This window comes from Aeromicrobium sp., from assembly GCF_047606445.1.
GTDB lineage: Bacteria > Actinomycetota > Actinomycetes > Propionibacteriales > Nocardioidaceae > Aeromicrobium.
This window is the reverse complement of the sequence record NZ_JASGEK010000013.1, coordinates 1-17,864: the sequence shown is the minus strand read 5'-3', so window position 1 is coordinate 17,864 and position 17,864 is coordinate 1. Positions and strand designations below refer to the sequence as shown.

At 70.8% G+C, this 17,864-nt stretch carries 25 protein-coding genes; 2 read left to right on the top strand and 23 right to left on the bottom strand.

Annotated elements, in window-relative coordinates; translation table 11 throughout:
* Positions 1-2 precede the first annotated feature (2 nt).
* The 4 genes from frr to rpsB form a co-directional block, all read right to left on the bottom strand.
* Positions 3-557 carry a ribosome recycling factor gene (gene frr, locus QM621_RS03430; protein ID WP_414989019.1) on the bottom strand — a complete coding sequence of 185 codons (555 nt, stop codon included), beginning with the start codon at positions 555-557 and terminating at the stop codon, positions 3-5.
* A complete protein-coding gene (gene pyrH / locus QM621_RS03425) occupies positions 557-1,291 on the bottom strand; it encodes a UMP kinase (RefSeq protein WP_414988954.1) in 735 nt (244 codons plus the stop codon). Before pyrH ends, frr begins: the two co-directional genes overlap by 1 nt.
* Before the next feature lie 72 nt (positions 1,292-1,363).
* Entirely contained in the window at positions 1,364-2,179 is an 816-nt protein-coding gene (gene tsf / locus QM621_RS03420; protein ID WP_414988953.1) for a translation elongation factor Ts, read from the bottom strand.
* Positions 2,180-2,220: 41 nt separating this feature from the next.
* Entirely contained in the window at positions 2,221-3,090 is an 870-nt protein-coding gene (gene rpsB, locus QM621_RS03415; RefSeq protein WP_414988952.1) for a 30S ribosomal protein S2, read from the bottom strand.
* A gap of 307 nt (positions 3,091-3,397) precedes the next feature.
* On the opposite strand from rpsB, the gene QM621_RS03410 reads away from it, so the two are divergent.
* Positions 3,398-4,291 carry a peptidoglycan DD-metalloendopeptidase family protein gene (locus QM621_RS03410; RefSeq protein ID WP_414988951.1) on the top strand — a complete coding sequence of 298 codons (894 nt, stop codon included), beginning with the start codon at positions 3,398-3,400 and terminating at the stop codon, positions 4,289-4,291.
* A 6-nt stretch (positions 4,292-4,297) separates the two neighbouring features.
* Here QM621_RS03410 and QM621_RS03405 read toward each other — a convergent pair whose 3' ends face one another.
* From QM621_RS03405 to QM621_RS03330, 16 genes are all read right to left on the bottom strand, one after another.
* Entirely contained in the window at positions 4,298-5,221 is a 924-nt protein-coding gene (locus tag QM621_RS03405) for a tyrosine recombinase XerC (RefSeq protein ID WP_414988950.1), read from the bottom strand.
* A gap of 24 nt (positions 5,222-5,245) precedes the next feature.
* Positions 5,246-6,322: a DNA-processing protein DprA gene (gene dprA, locus QM621_RS03400; RefSeq protein WP_414988949.1), complete on the bottom strand. Its 1,077-nt coding sequence runs from the start codon at positions 6,320-6,322 to the stop codon at positions 5,246-5,248.
* A complete protein-coding gene (locus QM621_RS03395) occupies positions 6,319-7,899 on the bottom strand; it encodes a YifB family Mg chelatase-like AAA ATPase (protein ID WP_414988948.1) in 1,581 nt (526 codons plus the stop codon). The genes dprA and QM621_RS03395 overlap by 4 nt, the downstream gene beginning before the upstream one ends.
* Positions 7,899-8,261: a YraN family protein gene (locus QM621_RS03390; RefSeq protein WP_414988947.1), complete on the bottom strand. Its 363-nt coding sequence runs from the start codon at positions 8,259-8,261 to the stop codon at positions 7,899-7,901. Before QM621_RS03390 ends, QM621_RS03395 begins: the two co-directional genes overlap by 1 nt.
* Before the next feature lie 93 nt (positions 8,262-8,354).
* Complete coding sequence (locus tag QM621_RS03385; protein WP_414988946.1) at positions 8,355-8,864, bottom strand: hypothetical protein; 510 nt, start codon at positions 8,862-8,864, stop codon at positions 8,355-8,357.
* 1 nt (position 8,865) lies between these two features.
* The gene (locus tag QM621_RS03380) at positions 8,866-9,180 is read right to left on the bottom strand and encodes a DUF2469 family protein (protein WP_414988945.1); all 315 of its coding nucleotides are present in this window, start codon (positions 9,178-9,180) and stop codon (positions 8,866-8,868) included.
* Complete coding sequence (locus QM621_RS03375) at positions 9,170-9,844, bottom strand: ribonuclease HII (RefSeq protein ID WP_414988944.1); 675 nt, start codon at positions 9,842-9,844, stop codon at positions 9,170-9,172. Before QM621_RS03375 ends, QM621_RS03380 begins: the two co-directional genes overlap by 11 nt.
* On the bottom strand, positions 9,841-10,530 hold the full coding sequence (lepB, locus tag QM621_RS03370) for a signal peptidase I (protein WP_414988943.1): 690 nt from the start codon (positions 10,528-10,530) through the stop codon (positions 9,841-9,843). The genes QM621_RS03375 and lepB overlap by 4 nt, the downstream gene beginning before the upstream one ends.
* A gap of 45 nt (positions 10,531-10,575) precedes the next feature.
* Entirely contained in the window at positions 10,576-10,926 is a 351-nt protein-coding gene (gene rplS / locus QM621_RS03365; protein ID WP_414988942.1) for a 50S ribosomal protein L19, read from the bottom strand.
* A gap of 233 nt (positions 10,927-11,159) precedes the next feature.
* Positions 11,160-12,416, bottom strand: coding sequence for an ammonium transporter (locus QM621_RS03360; RefSeq protein ID WP_414988941.1), 1,257 nt, complete (start codon positions 12,414-12,416; stop codon positions 11,160-11,162).
* A 179-nt stretch (positions 12,417-12,595) separates the two neighbouring features.
* Positions 12,596-13,279, bottom strand: coding sequence for a tRNA (guanosine(37)-N1)-methyltransferase TrmD (gene trmD, locus QM621_RS03355; RefSeq protein WP_414988940.1), 684 nt, complete (start codon positions 13,277-13,279; stop codon positions 12,596-12,598).
* Entirely contained in the window at positions 13,279-13,803 is a 525-nt protein-coding gene (rimM, locus tag QM621_RS03350) for a ribosome maturation factor RimM (protein WP_414988939.1), read from the bottom strand. The genes trmD and rimM overlap by 1 nt, the downstream gene beginning before the upstream one ends.
* A 10-nt stretch (positions 13,804-13,813) precedes the next feature.
* The gene (locus QM621_RS03345; protein ID WP_414988938.1) at positions 13,814-14,062 is read right to left on the bottom strand and encodes an RNA-binding protein; all 249 of its coding nucleotides are present in this window, start codon (positions 14,060-14,062) and stop codon (positions 13,814-13,816) included.
* Between the two features lie 2 nt (positions 14,063-14,064).
* Complete coding sequence (gene rpsP, locus QM621_RS03340) at positions 14,065-14,466, bottom strand: 30S ribosomal protein S16 (RefSeq protein WP_414988937.1); 402 nt, start codon at positions 14,464-14,466, stop codon at positions 14,065-14,067.
* Positions 14,467-14,610: 144 nt separating this feature from the next.
* Complete coding sequence (locus tag QM621_RS03335; protein ID WP_414988936.1) at positions 14,611-14,970, bottom strand: ArsC/Spx/MgsR family protein; 360 nt, start codon at positions 14,968-14,970, stop codon at positions 14,611-14,613.
* Positions 14,971-14,992: 22 nt separating this feature from the next.
* On the bottom strand, positions 14,993-15,343 hold the full coding sequence (locus tag QM621_RS03330; protein WP_414988935.1) for a hypothetical protein: 351 nt from the start codon (positions 15,341-15,343) through the stop codon (positions 14,993-14,995).
* 44 nt (positions 15,344-15,387) lie between these two features.
* On the opposite strand from QM621_RS03330, the gene QM621_RS03325 reads away from it, so the two are divergent.
* Positions 15,388-15,624, top strand: coding sequence for a HEAT repeat domain-containing protein (locus QM621_RS03325; RefSeq protein ID WP_414988934.1), 237 nt, complete (start codon positions 15,388-15,390; stop codon positions 15,622-15,624).
* A 31-nt stretch (positions 15,625-15,655) separates the two neighbouring features.
* Here QM621_RS03325 and QM621_RS03320 read toward each other — a convergent pair whose 3' ends face one another.
* The 3 genes from QM621_RS03320 to QM621_RS03310 are packed head-to-tail and all read right to left on the bottom strand — an operon-like array spanning position 15,656 to position 17,707.
* Complete coding sequence (locus QM621_RS03320) at positions 15,656-16,111, bottom strand: hypothetical protein (RefSeq protein WP_414988933.1); 456 nt, start codon at positions 16,109-16,111, stop codon at positions 15,656-15,658.
* Positions 16,112-16,151: 40 nt separating this feature from the next.
* On the bottom strand, positions 16,152-17,297 hold the full coding sequence (locus QM621_RS03315; RefSeq protein ID WP_414988932.1) for an RNA polymerase sigma factor: 1,146 nt from the start codon (positions 17,295-17,297) through the stop codon (positions 16,152-16,154).
* Entirely contained in the window at positions 17,294-17,707 is a 414-nt protein-coding gene (locus QM621_RS03310; RefSeq protein ID WP_414988931.1) for a YciI family protein, read from the bottom strand. The genes QM621_RS03315 and QM621_RS03310 overlap by 4 nt, the downstream gene beginning before the upstream one ends.
* Positions 17,708-17,864: the final 157 nt, after the last annotated feature.

Below are 17,864 nucleotides of genomic sequence, written 5' to 3'. Positions count from 1 at the left end.
GCTCACACCTCCAACAGGTCGGCCTCTTTGCCCTTGAGCAGGTCGTCGATGGTGTCGACGTACGTGCGCGTCAGGGCATCGAGACGCTTCTCGGCGGCGGTGTTGTCGTCCTGGCTGATCTCGGAGCCCTTCTCCGCCTTGTCGAGCGCCTGCTTGGCGTTGCGACGCACGGCGCGCACCGAGACGCGGCCCTCCTCGGCCTTGGACTTGGCGAGCTTGATGTACTCCTTGCGGCGCTCCTCGGTCAGCTCCGGCAGCGTCACGCGCAGCACTTTGCCGTCGTCGCTCGGGTTCACGCCGAGGTCGGAGTCGCGGATCGCCTTCTCGATGGCGCTCTTGGCGCTCAGATCGTAGGGGCTGATGACGACCGTGCGCGGCTCGGGCACCAGGAAGCTGGCCAACTGCTGCAGCGGCGTGGGCGTGCCGTAGTACTCCGCCGTGATCTGGGCGAACATCGCCGGATGGGCCCGACCGGTGCGGATCGCGGCGAACTCCTCGCGCGTGTGCTCGACGGCCTTGTCCATCTTCTCCTCGGCCTCGAACAGCGTCTCGTCGATCACGATGTCTCTCCTGTGGTGGTGGGCGGCCCGGCGTGGACCAGCGTGCCGATCTTCTCACCCCGCAGGGCCCGCACGATATTGCCCTCGCCCTCCATCCCGAAGACGATCATCGGCAGCTTGTTCTCCATGCACAGCGCGAAGGCCGCCGCGTCGACGACCTTGAGGCCCTGACGCAGCGCGTCGTCGAAGTTGACCTCGTGGAGGCGCCGCGCGTCGGCGTTCTCGCGAGGGTCGGAGTCGTAGACGCCGTCGACGCCGTTCTTGCTCATCAGGACGGCGTCGGCCTTGATCTCCAGGGCGCGCTGCGCGGAGACGGTGTCGGTGGAGAAGTAGGGCATACCGGCGCCGGCGCCGAAGATGACGACGCGGCCCTTCTCCAGGTGGCGCACGGCGCGGCGCGGGATGTACGCCTCGGCGACCTGGGCCATCGCGATGGCCGACTGCACGCGCGTCTCGACGCCCTGCTTCTCGATGAAGTCCTGCAGCGCGAGCGCGTTCATGACGGTGCCGAGCATGCCGATGTAGTCGGCGCGACCGCGCTCCATGCCGCGCTGGCTGAGCTCGGCCCCCCGGAAGAAGTTGCCTCCTCCGACGACGATCGCGACCTGGACGTCGGAGCGGACGGCCTCGACCACTTGCGCGGCGATGCGGCTGACGACGTCGGGGTCGATCCCGATCGCGCCACCGCCGAAGGCCTCACCTGACAGTTTGAGCAACACACGGCGAGCCATGGGACGACAGGCTATCGGATACGCAGAACGCCCCCGCCGAGGGCGGGGGCGTTCTCGCTGGTCAGAACCCGATCAGGCGCCGATCTCGATGTGGGCGAAGCCGCTGAGGGTCACGCCGGCCGCGTCGAGGACCGCCTTGACGGTCTTCTTGTTGTCGGTGACCGACGGCTGCTCCAGGAGGACGTTCTCCTTGAAGAAGCCGTTGAGGCGGCCCTCGGTGATCTTCGCGATGGCCTGCTCCGGCTTGCCCTCCTCGCGGGCGGTGGCCTCGGCGATCTCGCGCTCCTTGGCGACGACGTCGGCGGGCACCTCCTCGCGGGTCAGGTAGCGCGGGCGCATGGCCGCGACCTGCATGGCCGCGCCGCGGGCGGCGTCGGCGTCGTCGCCGGTGAACTCCACGAGCACGCCGACGGCCGGGGGCAGGTCGCTGGCGCGACGGTGCAGGTAGGTCGCGGTCTGACCCTCGAAGGTCGCCACGCGGCCCAGCTCGAGCTTCTCGCCGATGACCGCGGCCAGCTCGCTGATCGTCTCGGCGACGGTCTTGCCGTCGGCGAGCGCGACCTGCGCGAAGGCCTCCGCGTCGGCCGGACGGGCGGCGTCCGCGGCGGCGGCCAGCGTGTCGGCCAGCTCGATGAACTGCTCGTTCTTGGCCACGAAGTCGGTCTCGGAGTTGAGCTCGACGATCGCGTTGCCCGACGCGGCCACCAGGCCGGCCGTGGCCTCGCGCTCCGCGCCACGCTTGGCGGCCTTGGCCGCGCCGGTGATACGGAGGATCTCGACGGCCTTGTCGAAGTCGCCGTCGGCCTCGACAAGGGCCTTCTTGGCGTCCATCATGCCCGCGCCGGTCGCGTCGCGGAGCTTCTTGACATCTGCGGCGGCAATCGCCATGTGTCTACCTCGTTCTCGGATAAAGAAGGGAAAGGGAAGGATCAGCTCTCGGCGGGAGCCTCGGCGGCCGGAGCGGCCTCGGTCTCCGGAGCGGCCTCGGCAGCCTCAGCGGCGGGGGCGGCCTCGGCGTTGTCGCCCGCGAGGACCTCGGTCTCCCACTCGGCCAGCGGCTCGCCCGCGCCGAGCTCGTCGCCCGCGGCCTCCTCGCCGGTCTTCGCGCCGCCGCGCGAGATGAGGCCGTCGGCCACGGCGTCGGCGATGACGCGGGTCAGCAGCGCCACCGAGCGGATCGCGTCGTCGTTGCCCGGGATCGGGTAGTCGACTTCGTCGGGGTCGCAGTTGGTGTCGAGGATCGCGACGATCGGGATGCCGAGCTTCTTGGCCTCGTCGACCGCCAGGTGCTCCTTCTTGGTGTCGACGATCCACAGCGCCGAGGGCGTGCGGGCCATGTCGCGCACGCCGCCGAGGGTGCGGTTGAGCTTGTCGTACTCACGGCGCATCTGAAGGAGTTCCTTCTTGGTGCGGCCCGAGCCGGCGACGTTGTCGAAGTCGATCTCCTCGAGCTCCTTCATGCGCTGGAGACGCTGGTGCATCGTGGAGAAGTTGGTGAGCATGCCGCCCAGCCAGCGCTGGTTGACGTAGGGCATGCCGACGCGCTTGGCCTGCTCCTCGACCGGCTCCTGCGCCTGGCGCTTGGTGCCGACGAACAGGATCGTGCCGCCACGGGCGACCGTGGTCTTGACGAAGTCGTAGCCCGCGTCGATGTAGGCCAGCGACTGCTGCAGGTCGATGATGTAGATGCCGTTGCGCTCGGTGAAGATGAAGCGCTTCATCTTGGGGTTCCAGCGGCGGGTCTGGTGTCCGAAGTGGACACCGCTCTCCAGCAGCTGACGCATGGTCACGACGGCCATGTTCTCTCATTTCCGGGCACAGCTGCGCCCTGTTCCTGGTTGTCGCGCCGACCCTCCGTCGACGCCCTGGCGCCACCTGAGAGCCGCCGGACGAAGCCGGACCAGGGTTCTCAGGGCCTCCTCCGACCCGAAGGTGCGAGGACGCCGCTGACGCGCGAATTCGCTCCCGCGGACGGGAGCGTGCCTCCATACTAGGGCACGCGTCCTCGGCGGAGAAATCCACAGGCCTCGTGAAAGTCGAGTCACACTGTCCACAGGTTCGGAAATCATGCTGGCGCGCGGCGGGCGAAGCCGGTGGTGTGGGCGTATGCGTACTCGTCACCTGGTCCCCCTCGTCCTCTTCTCGGCTCTCTGGCTCGGCCTCCTCGCTCCGCCCGCCTCGGCGGGACAGCGCTGGACCTGGCCGCTGTCGGACCATTCCATCGCCCGTGAGTTCGCGCCGCCGGCGCACGACTACGGCCCCGGCCATCGCGGCGTCGACCTCGCAGGGTCGCCCGGCGAGACGGTGCGCGCCGTCGCGGCGGGCACCGTCGCCTTCGTCGGCCAGGTCGGCGGCCGGCCGGTCGTCACGGTGAGCCACGGCGCCGAGCGGTCGACCTATCTGCCGGTCGCGGCGACGGTGGAGGTCGGGGACGCCGTCAGGGCGGGCGAGCCGATCGGGACGCTGCTCGCCGGGCACACCGGATGCGGCGCGGCGGCCTGCCTGCATCTGGGCCGCCTGGAGGGCGAGACCTACCTCGACCCGGCCGAGCTGTTGGGCGGGCGCTACCAGCTGATCGACCCCGACGGCCCGGTGCCCGAGCCGCCCCTGCTCGGCGACGGCACGCTGGCGCCGCCGGTCGAGGGACCTGTGACGTCCGCGTTCGGCATGCGCGTCCATCCGGTGACCGGCGTCTACAAGCTGCACGACGGCGTCGACTTCGGGGCTCCGTGCGGCACCCCTGTGGTCGCGGCGGCGGCCGGATCGGTCCGCCTCGCGGGCTCCGCCGGCGCCTATGGCACACGGGTCGAGGTCGACCACGGCGGCGGCCTCGTCACGTCCTACAGCCACCTCACCTCGACGAGCGTGAGCGTCGGCTCGACCGTCAGCGCCGGGCAGAAGGTCGGGGCGGTCGGCACCACCGGCTCCTCGACCGGCTGCCACCTGCACTTCTCCGTCCAGGAGAACGGCCAGTTCGTCGACCCGGCGCCCCTGTTGTGAGCACCCTCAGGCGCGGGGGTGGGCTTGGCGGAAGGCGGCGCGGAGGCGGTCGTCGCTGACGTGGGTGTAGATCTGGGTGGTGCCGATGGAGGCGTGGCCGAGGAACTCCTGCACCGACCGCAGGTCCGCTCCCCCGTCGAGCAGATGCGTGGCGGCGGTGTGGCGCAGGCCGTGCGGGCCGAGGTCGGGCGCGCTGTCCACGGCGGCGAGCCGTCGATGCACGACCTCGCGCACCACCCGGGGGTCGATCCGGCCGCCGCGCGCGCCGAGGAAGAGCGCCCGCCCGCTGGCCTCGGTCGCGAACTCGGGTCGTCCCGACGCGACCCACCGTTCGATAGCCTCCAGCGCGGGACGGCCACACGGCACGGAGCGCTCCTTGCGGCCCTTGCCGAAGACCCGCACGACGCCGCGCGCCCGGTCGACGTCGCCCAGGTCGAGCCCGGCCAGCTCGCTGACCCGCACTCCCGTGGCGTACAGCGTCTCCATGATCGCCAGGTCGCGCAGCCCCGTCGCCGAGTCCGTCTCGACCCGCTCGGCGGCCGCGTCGAGCACCGCCCGCATGTCGGCGGCACTGACCACCGAGGGCAGCTCCCGACGGCCGGACGGCGTGACCAGCGACGCCGCCGCGTCCTGTTCGGAACGGCCCGTCCGCTGGAGCCAGGCGGTGAAGTCACGGGCCGAGGCGCCCCGTCGGGCGAGCGTCGAACGCGCCCGTCCCAACGAGCGCTGCGCCGCCAGATAGCTGCGCACCACCTGCAGCGACAGCGCCGACGGCTCGCGCACGCCCATGCGCTCGGCGTGATCGGCCAAGCCCCGGACGTCGGCCGCATAGCCGCGCACCGTGTGCTCGGACAGATCCCGCTCCACCGCCAGATGGCGGCGGTAGTCCTCGATGGCCCGATCCCAGGCCAGGTCGGCGGCGTCGCTCACTGATCCAGCTTCGCCGACGACCGGTCACACCTCGCCGCAGGCCTCCCAACCGTCCGCTCCCGGCCGGGCCAGACCCCGCCGTTCCAGCAGGCACAGCTGGGCGCGCGCCTCGGCCACGGGCACGCCCAGCGTGCCCGCGACGGCCACCACCGAGCGCCCCGGCTCGGCGCGGAGCAGGTCGAGCGCCCGCCGCGCCTGCTCGCCGACCTCCCGGTCCGCCTCCCGCGCAGCCCATCCGACGCCGTCCAGTTCCTCGGCGACCTCGGCCGCCGACGTCACCAACACGGCCTCGCCCTCGCGGATGGCGCGATGGACGCCCTGCGACTGCTGGGACTGGACGGGACCGGGCACCGCCATCGACAGCCGTCCCAGCCGGTCGGCCCAGTGCAGCGTGTTGAGCGAGCCGCTGCGCGTGGCCGCCTCGACCACGACCGTACCCGCGCTCAACGCCGCGATCAGCCGGTTGCGGGTGAGGAAACGGTGCTTCTGCGGTGTGGCTCCGGGCGCGTGCTCGCTAACGATCCAGCCGTGCGCGCCGATCCGGTCCAGCAGGGCCGCGTGGGCGCGCGGATAGACCACGTCGACCCCGCAGGCCAGCACCGCGACGGTGCCGCCGCCGACCGCGAGCGCCCCTCGGTGGGCGCAGGCGTCGATGCCGAAGGCGGCCCCGCTGACCACCGTCCAGTCGCGGTCGGCCAGGTCGGCGCCGATGTCGCCGGCCATCTCGGCGCCGTAGGTGGTGCAGGAGCGCGCACCGACCACCGCCACCGAACGGCCGCAGACCAACGGCCGAGGCCCCCGGACCCACAGGCCCCACGGGGCCGCGTCGAGTCCCGCGAGGTCGTCGAGGGCGACCGGCCACTCGGCGTCGCCGGGCACGACCCAGCGGAACTCCCCCGTCTCGGCCCGTTCCACCAGAGAGTCGACGACTCCGGGACGGCAACGGTCGGCCCATTCCTCCGGCACGTCGAGGCCGTTCTCGCCCCGGCAGGCCGCCGCGACCACCGCGACGCCACGGTCGGCGACCCATTGGCGCAGCGAGGCGTCCAAGGGCTCGGCGGCCAGGGACACCGTGAGCCGGTCGCGCTGATCGCCGTTCATTCCGCGCTCACCAACTCCCGCATCGAGGCGTCGAGCGGCAGGTCGGACCGCAGGCTCAGCGCCGTGCGCACGTCCTCGTCGGTGGGCCGGTCGTGCCCGAGCAGGTCGGCGATGCTCCACGCGAGGCGCAGCACGCGGTCGGCGCTGCGCGGGTTGAGACGGTCTGAACGGAGGTTCCGTTCCAGCAGCAGCCGCGCCGACTCCGCGACCGGCCACTGCCGCCGCAGCTCCGGCCCCGGCACGTCGGCGTTGAGCCGCCACGGGGTGTCCGCGTATCGCTCGTGCTGCCGCTCGCGGGCCAGCCGCACACGCTCGGCGAGCTCGGCGGTGCCCCGCCCCGGCGCGACCGACGCCGCCAGCTCCGGACGCGTCGGCGCGGTGAGGGTGCGCCGGATGTCGATCCGGTCGCGGATCGGCCCCGACAGCTTCTCGCCGTACCGCCGCCGCATCGCCGGGGTGCAGCGGCACGAGCCGTCGAGGCTCGCCGCCTGTCCGCACGGGCAGGGATTCGAGGCGAGCACGAGCTGGAAGCGCGCCGGATAGACCGCCGTCTGCGCGGCCCGCGCCACCACGACCCGGCCGCTCTCCAACGGCTGCCGCAACGCCTCCAGCACATTGCTGGCGAACTCCGGCGCCTCGTCGAGGAAGAGCACGCCACGATGGGCCAGGCTCATCGCGCCCGGGCGCACCTGACGGCTGCCGCCGCCCACGATGGCCGCCGCGCTCGCCGTGTGGTGCGGGTCGAGGAAGGGCGGGCGGGTTAGCAGCGGCGTGTCGCTGGGCAGCAGGCCCGCGACCGAGTGGACCGCGCTGACCTCGATGGCGTCCTGCCGCTCCAGGTCGGGCAGCAGGCCGGGCAGCCGCTGCGCGAGCATCGTCTTGCCGACGCCGGGCGGGCCGACCATCGCCAGATGATGGCCGCCGACGGCGGCCGCCAGCACCGCCAGCCGGACGTCCTCGTGCCCCGCGACGTCGGCCAGGTCGAGCCGGGCGAGGCGCTCGGACGACCCCCACGGCTGCGCCCCCGAGGCCTCCAGTGGCGGCACCGGCGGGTCGTCCGGCTGCTCCTCGCCCGTCATCATCGCCACCAGCTGCCGTAGCGACCGCACCCCGGTGACCGTGATCCCGTCGACCAGCTCGGCCTCCGGCACGTTCACCTCCGGCACCACCACGTGGGAACAGCCGCCGTCGGCCGCCGCGAGCGTGGCCGGCAGCACGCCCGGCGCCGCCCGCAGCCGCCCGTCGAGCGCCAGCTCCCCCACGAACGCCGTGCCGGACAGCGTCTCCGGCGCGACCGCCTTCTGCGCGGCCAGCACGGCCATCGCGATGGCGAGGTCGTAGTGCGATCCGGACTTCGGCAGCGTCGACGGGGCCAGGTTGACCGTGACCCGTTGGTCGGGCCACGGCGCCCCGGAGTTGACCACCGCCGAGCGGCAGCGGTCGCGCGCCTCGCTGACGCTCGCGTCGGGCAGCCCGACGATCACCGTCGTCGGGATGCCGCCGACCATGTCGGCCTCGACCTCGATCACGCGCCCGGTCAGCCCGTCGAGGGTGACCGACAGCGCCCGCCCGGCCATCACGCGACCCCTCGGATCGCGGTGACCTTCGCCCGGCCGCGGGAGGGCACCACGACGCTGACCACGTCGATGCGCAATCCCTCCGGCTGCTCGTCGTGCGCCTCGAGCCAGGCGTGGGCGAGCCGCCGCAGCCGCTCGGCCTTGCGCGCCGTGACCGCCTCGACCGGGCCGCCGTAGCGGTCGGTGCTGCGCGTCTTGACCTCGCAGACCACGACGGTCGTGCCGTCCCGCGCGACGATGTCGATCTCCCCTTGACGGCACCGCCAGTTACGGTCGACGACGTCCATGCCCGCCGACCGCAGATGGTCGGCGGCGATGCGTTCCCCATAGGCCGCTACGGCCTGATTGCGTGCGTAGCTCATAGGCCGAGCCTCGCCGCGAGGTCACCGTGCCGCCACCGGTTTTTTCCGACCTGTGGACAGTGTGACTCACTTCGTCACAACCCCTGTGGAAAACTACTCGTCGAGTTCGTCGAGGCGGCCCTGCGCGAAGCGCGGCTCGCCGTCGACCCGACGCACCTGGAAGGCCGCGCGGAACCGCTCGGTGTCGATGAAGTCGTCCTCGGCGTACTCGACCACCACCGTGCCCTCCACGACGAGCGTCGCGGTGTCGCCGTCGATCTCGATCTCGTCGTCGAGTTCGAGATCCGACCAGGTCGCCGACCCGGTCTCAGCCTCCTCCCAGGCGTCGCACTGGTAGCCGAGGTCGTCCACCTCGTCACGGAAGTCCGCGGTCGTGAGGCTCTCGTACAGCGCGCAGTCGCGATCCTCGACCGCCTCGACGAGCGTGTCATAGGCCTCGCGCGCCTCCGACTCGGTCAGCGCCGGAGCCCGGTCACGGACCAACAGCACCACGGCCACGGTGACGACCACGAGCACCGCCACGACGGCCAGCAGCCAGACCAGTCCCCGTCCGGCGCCACCCGTCGCGCGGGGCGGGGGCGGCAACGGGCGGGCCGCGGGCATGTCAGCGCGCCTTCGGCGGTCGCTGATGGCGGGCGTCCTTGAGCTTCTCGACGTTGACGTCCTTGAAGGTGAGCACCTTGACCTGCTCGGAGAAGCGCGCCGAGCGGTAGACGTCCCACACCCACGCGTCGGTGAGCGTCACCTCGAAGTAGGCGTCGCCGGTCTCCGAGCGCACCTTCACGTCGACCCCGTTGCACAGATAGAATCGGCGGTCGGTCTCCACGACGTACTGGTAGACCTTCACGACCTCGCGGTACTCGCGGTACAGCGCCAGCTCGGCCTCGGCCTCGAACTTCTCGACGTTCTCAGTGCTCATGGTCCCCGTGTTCCTGTGTGGTCAGGGCCGCCGCGGCCTTCTTGACGTTGGCGTAACTGTGCCGGTGCTCCCGACAGGGCCCATGCTGCCGCAAGGCGGCCTCGTGCGCAGCGGTGGCGTAGCCCTTGTGCGTGGCGAAGTCGTAGACCGGGTGCTCCTCGTGCAGGTCGGCCATGATCCGGTCGCGCGTCACCTTCGCCACGACCGACGCCGCCGCGATGGACGCCGCGACCCGGTCGCCCTTCCACATCGCCAGGCCGGGCACGCCCAGCCCGTCGACGGGGAAGCCGTCGGTCAGCACGTACCCGGGCCGCACCGACAGCCGCGCGAGCGCGCGCCGCAACGCCTCGACATTGGCGCGCTGCACCCCCATACGGTCGCAGTCGGCGGCCGACACGACCACGACGGCGACGTCGCCGGCCCGTTCGAGGACCAGGTCGTAGCAGCGGTCGCGCCGCGCGGGAGTCAATAGTTTGGAGTCGGCCAGTCCCGGGATCTCTCGTTCCAGCACGACTGCGGCGGCCACCAACGGACCCGCGCACGCGCCCCGTCCCGCCTCGTCGACACCCGCCACCGGCGCGAGGCCGCGGCGGCGCAGCGCCCGCTCGTAGCCGTAGAGTCCCGCGTCGCGCCGGATCGCCCGACCCGTGAGCCGGACGGTCATTCCATCGGGACGTCGGGGACGTTCTCGAAGACCTCCCCGGCGTCGTCGAGTCCGCCCATGCGGTTCAACGGCCACATACGCACCCAGGCGATGCCGACCACCGAGTCGACGCTCACCTGGCCGCCGCCCGGATCGCCCAGGTGGGCCACGGAGTCGGCCGAGTTGTCCCGGTTGTCGCCCATGACCCACAGATAGCCCTCGTCGACGGTGACGTCGAACTCGCGGTGGCGGATGGCCGTCGGGTCGAGCACATAGAGCTCGTCGATCGGCTCGCCGTTGACCATGATGCGGCCGCTGCCGTCGCAGCATTGGACGTGGTCGCCGCCGACGCCGATCACCCGCTTGATGAGGTGGCCGCCGGTGGGCAGCAGGCCGACGGACGACAACCCCTTCGAGACGACGTTCGTCGGCTCGTGCTGCTCGTCGGGCCCCAGCCAGTCGCCGGGGTCGTCGAAGACCACGATGTCGCCGCGCTCGGGCTCGTCGCTCCACAGCGAGACCTTCTGGACCAGGAGCTTGTCGTTGACCAGCAGCGTGGGCTGCATGGACTCCGACGGGATGTAGAACGCCTGGAGGAAGAAGGTCTTGACGACGATCGCCATGACGGTTGCGACGACCACCAGGATCAGGGACTCCTGCCAGATCGGCAGGCCTTTACGATGCCGTTGCTGTTTGCGCGTCGTCACGACGAGAGCCTACGGTGCGGGAGCGAATCGGTCCGAGCGACGCGCTCAGTCCTCGCGCTTCTCCTTGATCTTGGCCGCCTTGCCGCGCAGGTTGCGCAGGTAGTACAGCTTGGCGCGGCGCACGTCGCCGCGGGTGGCGACCTCGATCTTCTCGATGACCGGGGTGTGCAGGGGGAAGGTGCGCTCGACGCCGACGCCGAAGCTGACCTTGCGGACCGTGAACGTGCGGCCGATGCCGGAGCCCTGCACCTTGATGCAGACGCCCTGGAACACCTGGACGCGGGAGCGGTTGCCCTCGACGACCTTCACGTGCACCTTGACGGTGTCGCCGGCGCGGAACTCCGGGATGTCGTCGCGACGCGACGCGTCGGCGATCTGATCGACGATGTTGGTCATGATGTGCTCCTCGCAGGCGCCGTAGGCCGCCGAACGGTGTGTTCGTGTCGCTGTCGCCGAACGGCGACAGGGGGTCGTACATAGCTGATCGCCGCCCCCACGGCAGCGGCGATCACAACAGCGCACCATTTTGCCATGTCCGTGTCCTCGCGAGGACACGGGGTCGACAGGACGGGACGCCCGCCGGAGCGTATCCGGCGGGCGTCCCTGGCTCTGTCAGACGAGCGTCGCGATCAGTCGATCGCGTATCCCTCGCCGTGCAGCACCGAGTCGATGCCGGCGATCTCGTCCTCTTCCTTCACGCGGAAGCCGATCGTCTTCTCGATCCCGAGGGCGATGGCGAAGCTCGCCACGAAGGAGAAGGCGATCACCGTCAGCGACGACAGCACCTGGGCGCCGAGCAGGCTGAACTTGCCGTCGGAGAGGACGCTCTCCACGTCCACGCCGACCGTGCCGAACAGACCGATGTAGACGCAGCCGATGAAGCCGGCGACGAGGTGGATGCCCACGACGTCGAGCGAGTCGTCGAAGCCGAACTTGAACTTCAGCTCGACGGCCAGCGCCGAGATGGCGCCCGAGACCAGGCCGAGGATGATGGCCCACAGCGGGGTCAGCGCCGCACAGGCCGGGGTGATGGCCACGAGGCCGGCGACGATGCCCGAAGCGGCGCCCACGGCGGTGGACTTGCCGTCCTTGAACTTCTCCACCACGATCCAGCCGAACGCGGCGGCGGCCGGAGCGATCAGGGTGTTGAAGAAGATCAGACCCGTGGAGTCGACGTCGCCGCCGTGGACGCCGGTGTTGAAGCCGAACCAGCCGAACCACAGGATCGCGGCGCCGATGAGGACGAGCGGAACGTTGTGGCTGACAGCCTCTTCCTTCGAGAAGCCGATCTTGCGCTTGCCGAGGACCAGCGCGAGCGCCAGCGCCGCAGCGCCGGCCGACTGGTGGATGACCGTGCCGCCGGCCCAGTCGAAGGAGGCCCCCAAGCCGTAGACGTCGTTCGCGAGCCAGCCGTCGAAATCGCCCTCGGCGTCGAGGCCCCAGAGCCAGCGGAACGTCGGGAACACCACGACGACGGAGAACAGGGCGGCGAAGAGCATCCACGGCCAGAACTTCGCGCGATCAGCGACCGCGCCCGAGACGAGGGCGACGGTGATGATGCAGAAGGCCACCAGGAAGGCGTGTCCGGCGAACAGGCCGTACGATTCGGGATCGCTGTCGCCGAGGGCCGTGGCGGTCTCGCGCAGGGCGAAGTCCGAGAACGGGTTGCCGAAGAACGCGTTCGAGTCCGCACCGTTCTGCGATGCGATGCCGGCGCCGATCAGCGTGTAGAGCAGCGCGACGACGATGATCGAACCGAAGCTCAGCATCATCATGGCGACCACCGACTTGGCCTTGACCAAGCCGCCGTAGAAGAACGCCAGGCCTGGCGTCATGAAGATCACGAGAGCCGCACAGATGAGCAGCCACGCAAGTTCGAGAGACATATCAACCTCGTTGTACTGGTTGTGGTGTTTACTTCGGCGTCCCACAGCCACACTGCTGTTCTTGGAGGACCCGAGAACATCCTTGGCGACCAAGGTTTCAGGAAGGTCGCCCACTGCGTTACGGCGAGATTACGCACGCCCTATACGCGTAAATTCCCGTGACACGCAGGTGAACGAGGTCACTCGCCCAACAGGTCGGGGCGGCGCTCACGGGTGCGCTCCAGCGACTGCTCGCGCCGCCAGGCGGCGATCTTCGCGTGGTGGCCCGACAGCAGAATGTCGGGCACCTCGCGGCCGCGCCACGCGACCGGTTTGGTGTAGACGGGGTACTCCAAGAGACCGTCGAGCGAGTGCGACTCCTCCACGATGGAGTCGGGGTTGCCCATGAAGCCGGGCAGCAGGCGCACGACGGCCTCGATGATGGCGAGAGCGGCCACCTCGCCGCCGTTGAGGACGAAGTCGCCGAGGGAGATCTCCTCGACCCGCCAGCGCTCGCCCGCCTCGTCGACGACGCGCTGGTCGATGCCCTCGTAGCGGCCGCAGGCGAAGAGCAGGTGCGACTCGCCGCTGAGCCGCTCTGCGTCGGCCTGGGTGAAGGGGAGTCCCGAGGGGGTGGGCACGACCACGACGCAGTCGTCGGTGGCGAGGTCGTCGAGGGCGCGGCCCCACGGCTCGGGCTTCATGACCATGCCCGCTCCCCCGCCGTAGGGGGTGTCGTCGACGGTGCGGTGCCGGTCGTCGGTCCAGTCGCGCAGGTCGTGGGTGGCGATCTCGATGAGGCCGTTCTTGCGCGCCTTGCCCGGCAGCGACAGCTCCAGGGGGCGCAGATACTCGGGGAAGATCGAGACGATGTCGAGACGCATCAGTCGCGCGCCTCGTCGGCCTGGCCGGGGTTCAGCAGGCCGGGGACGTCGGCGACGGTGACGACGCCCGCGTCGAGGTCGACCTCGGGGACGAGGGCCTCCACGAAGGGCACGAGGACCTCGCCGGTCGGGGTCCGGACGACCAGCAGATCCTGGCCCGGCAGGTGGTCGACGCGCCGGACCGTGCCGACGTCGGCGCCGCCGGAGCGGACGGTCAGGCCGACGAGCTGCCGGTCGTAGAAGGCGTCCTCGTCGGTAGGGATCTCGTCGTCGGGCACCTCGGCCTCGATGATCTTGCCGTGCAGCGTCTCGGCCTCGGTGCGGTCGGCGACCTCGACGAAGCGCACGACGAGCTTCTGCCCATGCGGACGGGCGGTTTTCACCGTGAGGCGACGTCCCCCGCACACGACAGACGAGCCCGGCGCGAATCTGCGCTCGGGCTCGTCGGTGCGGGGTTCGACGGCCAGTTCGCCGCGGATCCCGTGGGCACGGCCCAGGCGACCGACGACGACCGTGACGGTCATCGTGCCCTCCTCAGCGCTGGCGGTCGACGTCGACGAAGTCGATGCGCGCGGCGTCGCCGGCGACGGCGGCGGTCACCGTGCGGATCGCCGAGGCCGTGCGGCCCTTGCGTCCGATGACCTTGCCGAGGTCCTCGGGATTGACCCGGACCTCGAACAGTTCGCCGCGTCGGGTCTGCTTGGCGCGCACATCGACCTCGTCGGGGTGGTCGACGATGCCGCTGACGAGGTGTTCGACGACCTCTCGTGTGGGAGCGGCCATGCTCAGGACTCGGCACCCTCGGCGGCCGGTTCCTCAGCCTTCTCCGCCTTCTTCGGCGTGGTGGCCTCGGCCTTCGGCTCGGCGTGCAGCTCCTTGAGCGCGGCGTCGAACAGCGCGGCCTTGTCGGGCTTGGGCGCGGGCTCCTTCAGCGACGGCTTGCCGCCGATGTCGCCGGTGAGCTTGAGGATCGCGGCGACGGCCTCGGTCGGCTGCGCGCCGACGCCGAGCCAGTACTGAGCGCGCTCGGAGTCGACCTTGATGGTCGACGGCTCGGTCTTGGGGTTGTAGGTGCCGATCTCCTCGATCACACGACCATCGCGCTTGGTGCGCGAGTCGGCGACGACGATGCGGTAGAACGGCGCGCGGATCTTGCCCATCCGCTTGAGGCGAATCTTGACGGCCACGGGTGTGGTGTCTCCTTGATAATCGGAACTGATGACGTCCGGCGCGGGTGGGGACTCGCACCGAGTGGGTCGGGGGCCGGAGCCGGTGAACTGGATAGAGGGTCCTCACCGAAGCCGGACACAAGGGCCTATTGTGCCAGACGTTCAGCCCTCGGCGAGAAAGGCCTCCGCGCGATCCTTCGGACGGCCGATGATCGCCCGGTCGCCGCGCTCCAGCACGGGCCGTTCCATGAGCCTGGGATGCTCCACGAGGAGGTCGGCGACCTGCTCGGGCGTGGTGTAGCCGACGGCGTCGAGGCCCTGCTCCTTGAAGAACTTGTCCTTGCGCACGAGGTCGGCGGGCGCGTCCTCGAGTTTGTCGATGAGCGCCAGCAGGGCGTCCCGGTCGAGCGGCGCCTTGAGATACTGCACCACGTCGATCTCGACCCCGGCCCGCACCGCCGCCTCCACCGCGTGCCGCGAGGTCGAGCAGGCGGTGTGGTGGAAGACGGTGACGTCGCTCATGAGGTCAGGGTACGCCGGCGCCTCACGCCGACGCGAGGGAGAACTTCGAAGCGTCGACGGCATGCCAGGCGCTGACAGCGATGTTCACAGACCCACGTCCCTGGATCGCGTCCACGAACATGCCGATGGTCGCGGTGCCGCCTGCGTCCTGCTCGCCGAACGCGTTCGACGGGCGAGGCGTGACGCGCAGGAAGGTGAAAACCTCCCCGTCAGCGCGGTTCGGATGGTGAACCGCGACGAGGACTGGAGGATCGTTGGACGGCAGGCGCGCGAAGACCTCGCTCACGGCCATGTCCTCGTGCATCGGAACGATCACAGTGTCGTTAGCCCATCCGTTGGCGGTGAACAAGTTGCGGGAATGATCGGTGCGCATGAAACGGCCGAGCCCTGTCGCTGCCGGACGTGGGACGGCGCGAGATGACGGCACTGGCCGAGGCGGCGTTGGACGAGCCGCATCCGTCGGTCGCGGAAACCCTCTACGGGGCGCTCGCCCGCGCGGGCGACGAGCCGGTCCCGACGCTGGCCGACGCCCTCGACTCCCCCGACCCCGCGCGTCGCCGCCGGGCGGTCGAGGCGCTGGAGAAGATCGACACCCTCGCCAGGGCGCTCGACCACGACGGCCCACCGAGGACCCCGACCGCCCGGTCGCCCTGACCGCCAGGTTCGTCGAGGAGACGGAGATCGCTCAGAGGCCGTAGAGGGCGAGCAGGTTGCCGTCGAGCTCGATCTGCGGGTCCTCGTTCGGGTCGAGCCAGGCGACCTGCTCCTTCTTCTGCAGGTAGTGGTTCGGCACCGGCGTGACGGGGGCCGAGGCGGTGCCCGCGAGCACCGCCTGGATGTTCTCGACGAGCTTGGCGAGCGAGGAGCCGTTGAACTTGCCGTCCAGCAGTGCCTTGGGCGTGCGCGGGTCGGTCCCGACGGCGACGTTCAGCGTCGCGCCGTCGCCGTTCTCCTGCACCCAGACCTCCTGGAACTTGGCGTTCGACATCTTCGGCTTCTCCCGCGTGACGATCTTGCGGGCCTGGTCGTGGACCGCCAGGATCCTCGTGTTCTTCGCGTTCTGCACGACGCCGAGCGCCGCCTGAAACACGGCATCCGCCGACTGCGACACCGCGATGGACTCATGACGGACTGCGCGCATGGTGACTCCCCCGATCCTTCAGACAACAGTTGCGACCAGCCTAAACACCGTGTGGTCGCTGGCGAAGCCGGGCGGCCTGGGCGATGAGGTGACGCCGCTCGGGCTCGTTGGTGGCAGCCTCGGCGGCGTCGGCGTAGAGGGCGGCGGCGCGGGCGAGGTCGCCGGCCTTCTCGTGGAGATAGGCCGCCGCCGCGGTGTGACGTGGGGTGGCGGGGTCGACCTCCGCGACGGCGCGCAGTCCGGCGAGCGGTCCGTCGGCCTCCCCCACCGCCACGGCGCGGTTCAACTGGACGACCGGACTGTCGGCGATCCGCGCCAACTCGTCGTACCACTCGACGATCTGCGGCCAGTCGGTCTCGTCGGCGGATCGGGCGTCGTCGTGGAGGGCGGCGATGGCGGCCTGCGCCTGATACTCGCCGAGTCGGTCACGCGCCAGCGCGCTTTGAAGGACGGCGACGCCCTCGGCGATCATCACGGTGTCCCACTGCGATCGGTCATGTTCGGCGAGCGGGACGAGGTCGCCTGAGGCGGTGCGCCGGGCGGCCCGCCGCGCGTGGTGCAGCAGCATGAGGGCGAGCAGCCCGTCGACCTCGGGGTCGTCGGTCGTGGCCGCGAGGAGTCGGGGGAGGCGGATGGCCTCGGCGGCGAGGTCGACCTCCCCGGTGAACCCCTCGTTGAAGATCAGGTAGAGAACGCGCAGCACCGCCCGGACGTCGCCAGGCTGGTCGAACCGGACGTCGCTGACGGCGCGTTTGGCACGCGAGATCCGTTGGGCCATCGTCGCCTCGGGGACCATGAACGCCTCGGCGATCTGCCGTGTGGTGAGACCGCCGACCGATCGGAGGGTGAGGGCGACGGCCGAGGCGGGGGTGAGCGAGGGATGGCAGCAGCGGCTGAGCAGCAGGAGCGTGTCGTCGGCCTGTTCGGTGGGGCCCGGCTCGGGCTCGGCGGCCAAGCGTTCCTCGCGGCGACGGCGGGCCTCCTCGGCGCGGCGGGCGTCGATCAGTTTGCGGCCAGCCACCCGGATCAGCCAGGCCTTCGGATCGTCGGGACGCTCCGTCGGCCAATGCCGCGACGCTTCGAGCATCGCCTCTTGCACGGCGTCCTCGGCGGCCGCGGGATCGTTCCCACGGCCGACGAGGACGGCGAGCACCTGCGGTCGCAGGTCGCGCAGGAGGTCGTTCACTCGGTGACCGTCGGCAGCTGGCCGAGGACCGGGCGCACCTCGATCCACTCGCAGATCGGCTCTCCACCGGGGCCGGGCGCGGCCGAGAGCTGCGCGGCGGCCTCGTAGGCGCGCTCCTCGGAGTCGACGTCGATGATCATGAACCCGGCGATGAGGTCTTTGGTCTCGGCGAAGGGCCCGTCGGTGACCGGCGGGCGGCCCGCGCCGTCGTAGCGGACGAACGTGCCCTCCGGCGTGAGCGCCTGCTCGCCGACGAACTCGCCGCGCTCCTTGAAGTCCTGCGCGACGGCGACCATGAAGTCGATGTGCGCCCGGACCTCCTCGGGCGTCCACTGGTCCATCGGCACGAGCCCGCCCGGCGCGATCTCGTGGTCGCCGCGGTAGTGCTTGAGCAACAGGTACTTGGCCATGATGTCCTCCTGGTTCCGAGGCGGCCGACCGGAGCAATAGTCAAGACCTGTGGATCGGCGTGTCACGCGGCTTGAGCGTCACCTCCTGATTCGTTGCCTTCGGGCTGCGGGTGGTGGTCGTCCTCGCGTTCGACGAGTACGCCGTTCTTGAATGTGG

Coding starts and splice junctions, on each gene's coding strand:
- pyrH (WP_414988954.1), bottom strand. CDS start 1,291: ATGGCTCGCCGTGTGTTGCTCAAACTGTCAGGTGAGGCCTTCGGCGGT.
- tsf (WP_414988953.1), bottom strand. CDS start 2,179: ATGGCGATTGCCGCCGCAGATGTCAAGAAGCTCCGCGACGCGACCGGC.
- rpsB (WP_414988952.1), bottom strand. CDS start 3,090: ATGGCCGTCGTGACCATGCGTCAGCTGCTGGAGAGCGGTGTCCACTTC.
- QM621_RS03410 (WP_414988951.1), top strand. CDS start 3,398: ATGCGTACTCGTCACCTGGTCCCCCTCGTCCTCTTCTCGGCTCTCTGG.
- dprA (WP_414988949.1), bottom strand. CDS start 6,322: ATGAACGGCGATCAGCGCGACCGGCTCACGGTGTCCCTGGCCGCCGAG.
- QM621_RS03395 (WP_414988948.1), bottom strand. CDS start 7,899: ATGGCCGGGCGGGCGCTGTCGGTCACCCTCGACGGGCTGACCGGGCGC.
- QM621_RS03390 (WP_414988947.1), bottom strand. CDS start 8,261: ATGAGCTACGCACGCAATCAGGCCGTAGCGGCCTATGGGGAACGCATC.
- QM621_RS03385 (WP_414988946.1), bottom strand. CDS start 8,864: ATGCCCGCGGCCCGCCCGTTGCCGCCCCCGCCCCGCGCGACGGGTGGC.
- QM621_RS03380 (WP_414988945.1), bottom strand. CDS start 9,180: ATGAGCACTGAGAACGTCGAGAAGTTCGAGGCCGAGGCCGAGCTGGCG.
- QM621_RS03375 (WP_414988944.1), bottom strand. CDS start 9,844: ATGACCGTCCGGCTCACGGGTCGGGCGATCCGGCGCGACGCGGGACTC.
- rplS (WP_414988942.1), bottom strand. CDS start 10,926: ATGACCAACATCGTCGATCAGATCGCCGACGCGTCGCGTCGCGACGAC.
- QM621_RS03360 (WP_414988941.1), bottom strand. CDS start 12,416: ATGTCTCTCGAACTTGCGTGGCTGCTCATCTGTGCGGCTCTCGTGATC.
- trmD (WP_414988940.1), bottom strand. CDS start 13,279: ATGCGTCTCGACATCGTCTCGATCTTCCCCGAGTATCTGCGCCCCCTG.
- rimM (WP_414988939.1), bottom strand. CDS start 13,803: ATGACCGTCACGGTCGTCGTCGGTCGCCTGGGCCGTGCCCACGGGATC.
- QM621_RS03345 (WP_414988938.1), bottom strand. CDS start 14,062: ATGGCCGCTCCCACACGAGAGGTCGTCGAACACCTCGTCAGCGGCATC.
- QM621_RS03335 (WP_414988936.1), bottom strand. CDS start 14,970: ATGAGCGACGTCACCGTCTTCCACCACACCGCCTGCTCGACCTCGCGG.
- QM621_RS03330 (WP_414988935.1), bottom strand. CDS start 15,343: ATGCGCACCGATCATTCCCGCAACTTGTTCACCGCCAACGGATGGGCT.
- QM621_RS03325 (WP_414988934.1), top strand. CDS start 15,388: ATGACGGCACTGGCCGAGGCGGCGTTGGACGAGCCGCATCCGTCGGTC.
- QM621_RS03320 (WP_414988933.1), bottom strand. CDS start 16,111: ATGCGCGCAGTCCGTCATGAGTCCATCGCGGTGTCGCAGTCGGCGGAT.
- QM621_RS03310 (WP_414988931.1), bottom strand. CDS start 17,707: ATGGCCAAGTACCTGTTGCTCAAGCACTACCGCGGCGACCACGAGATC.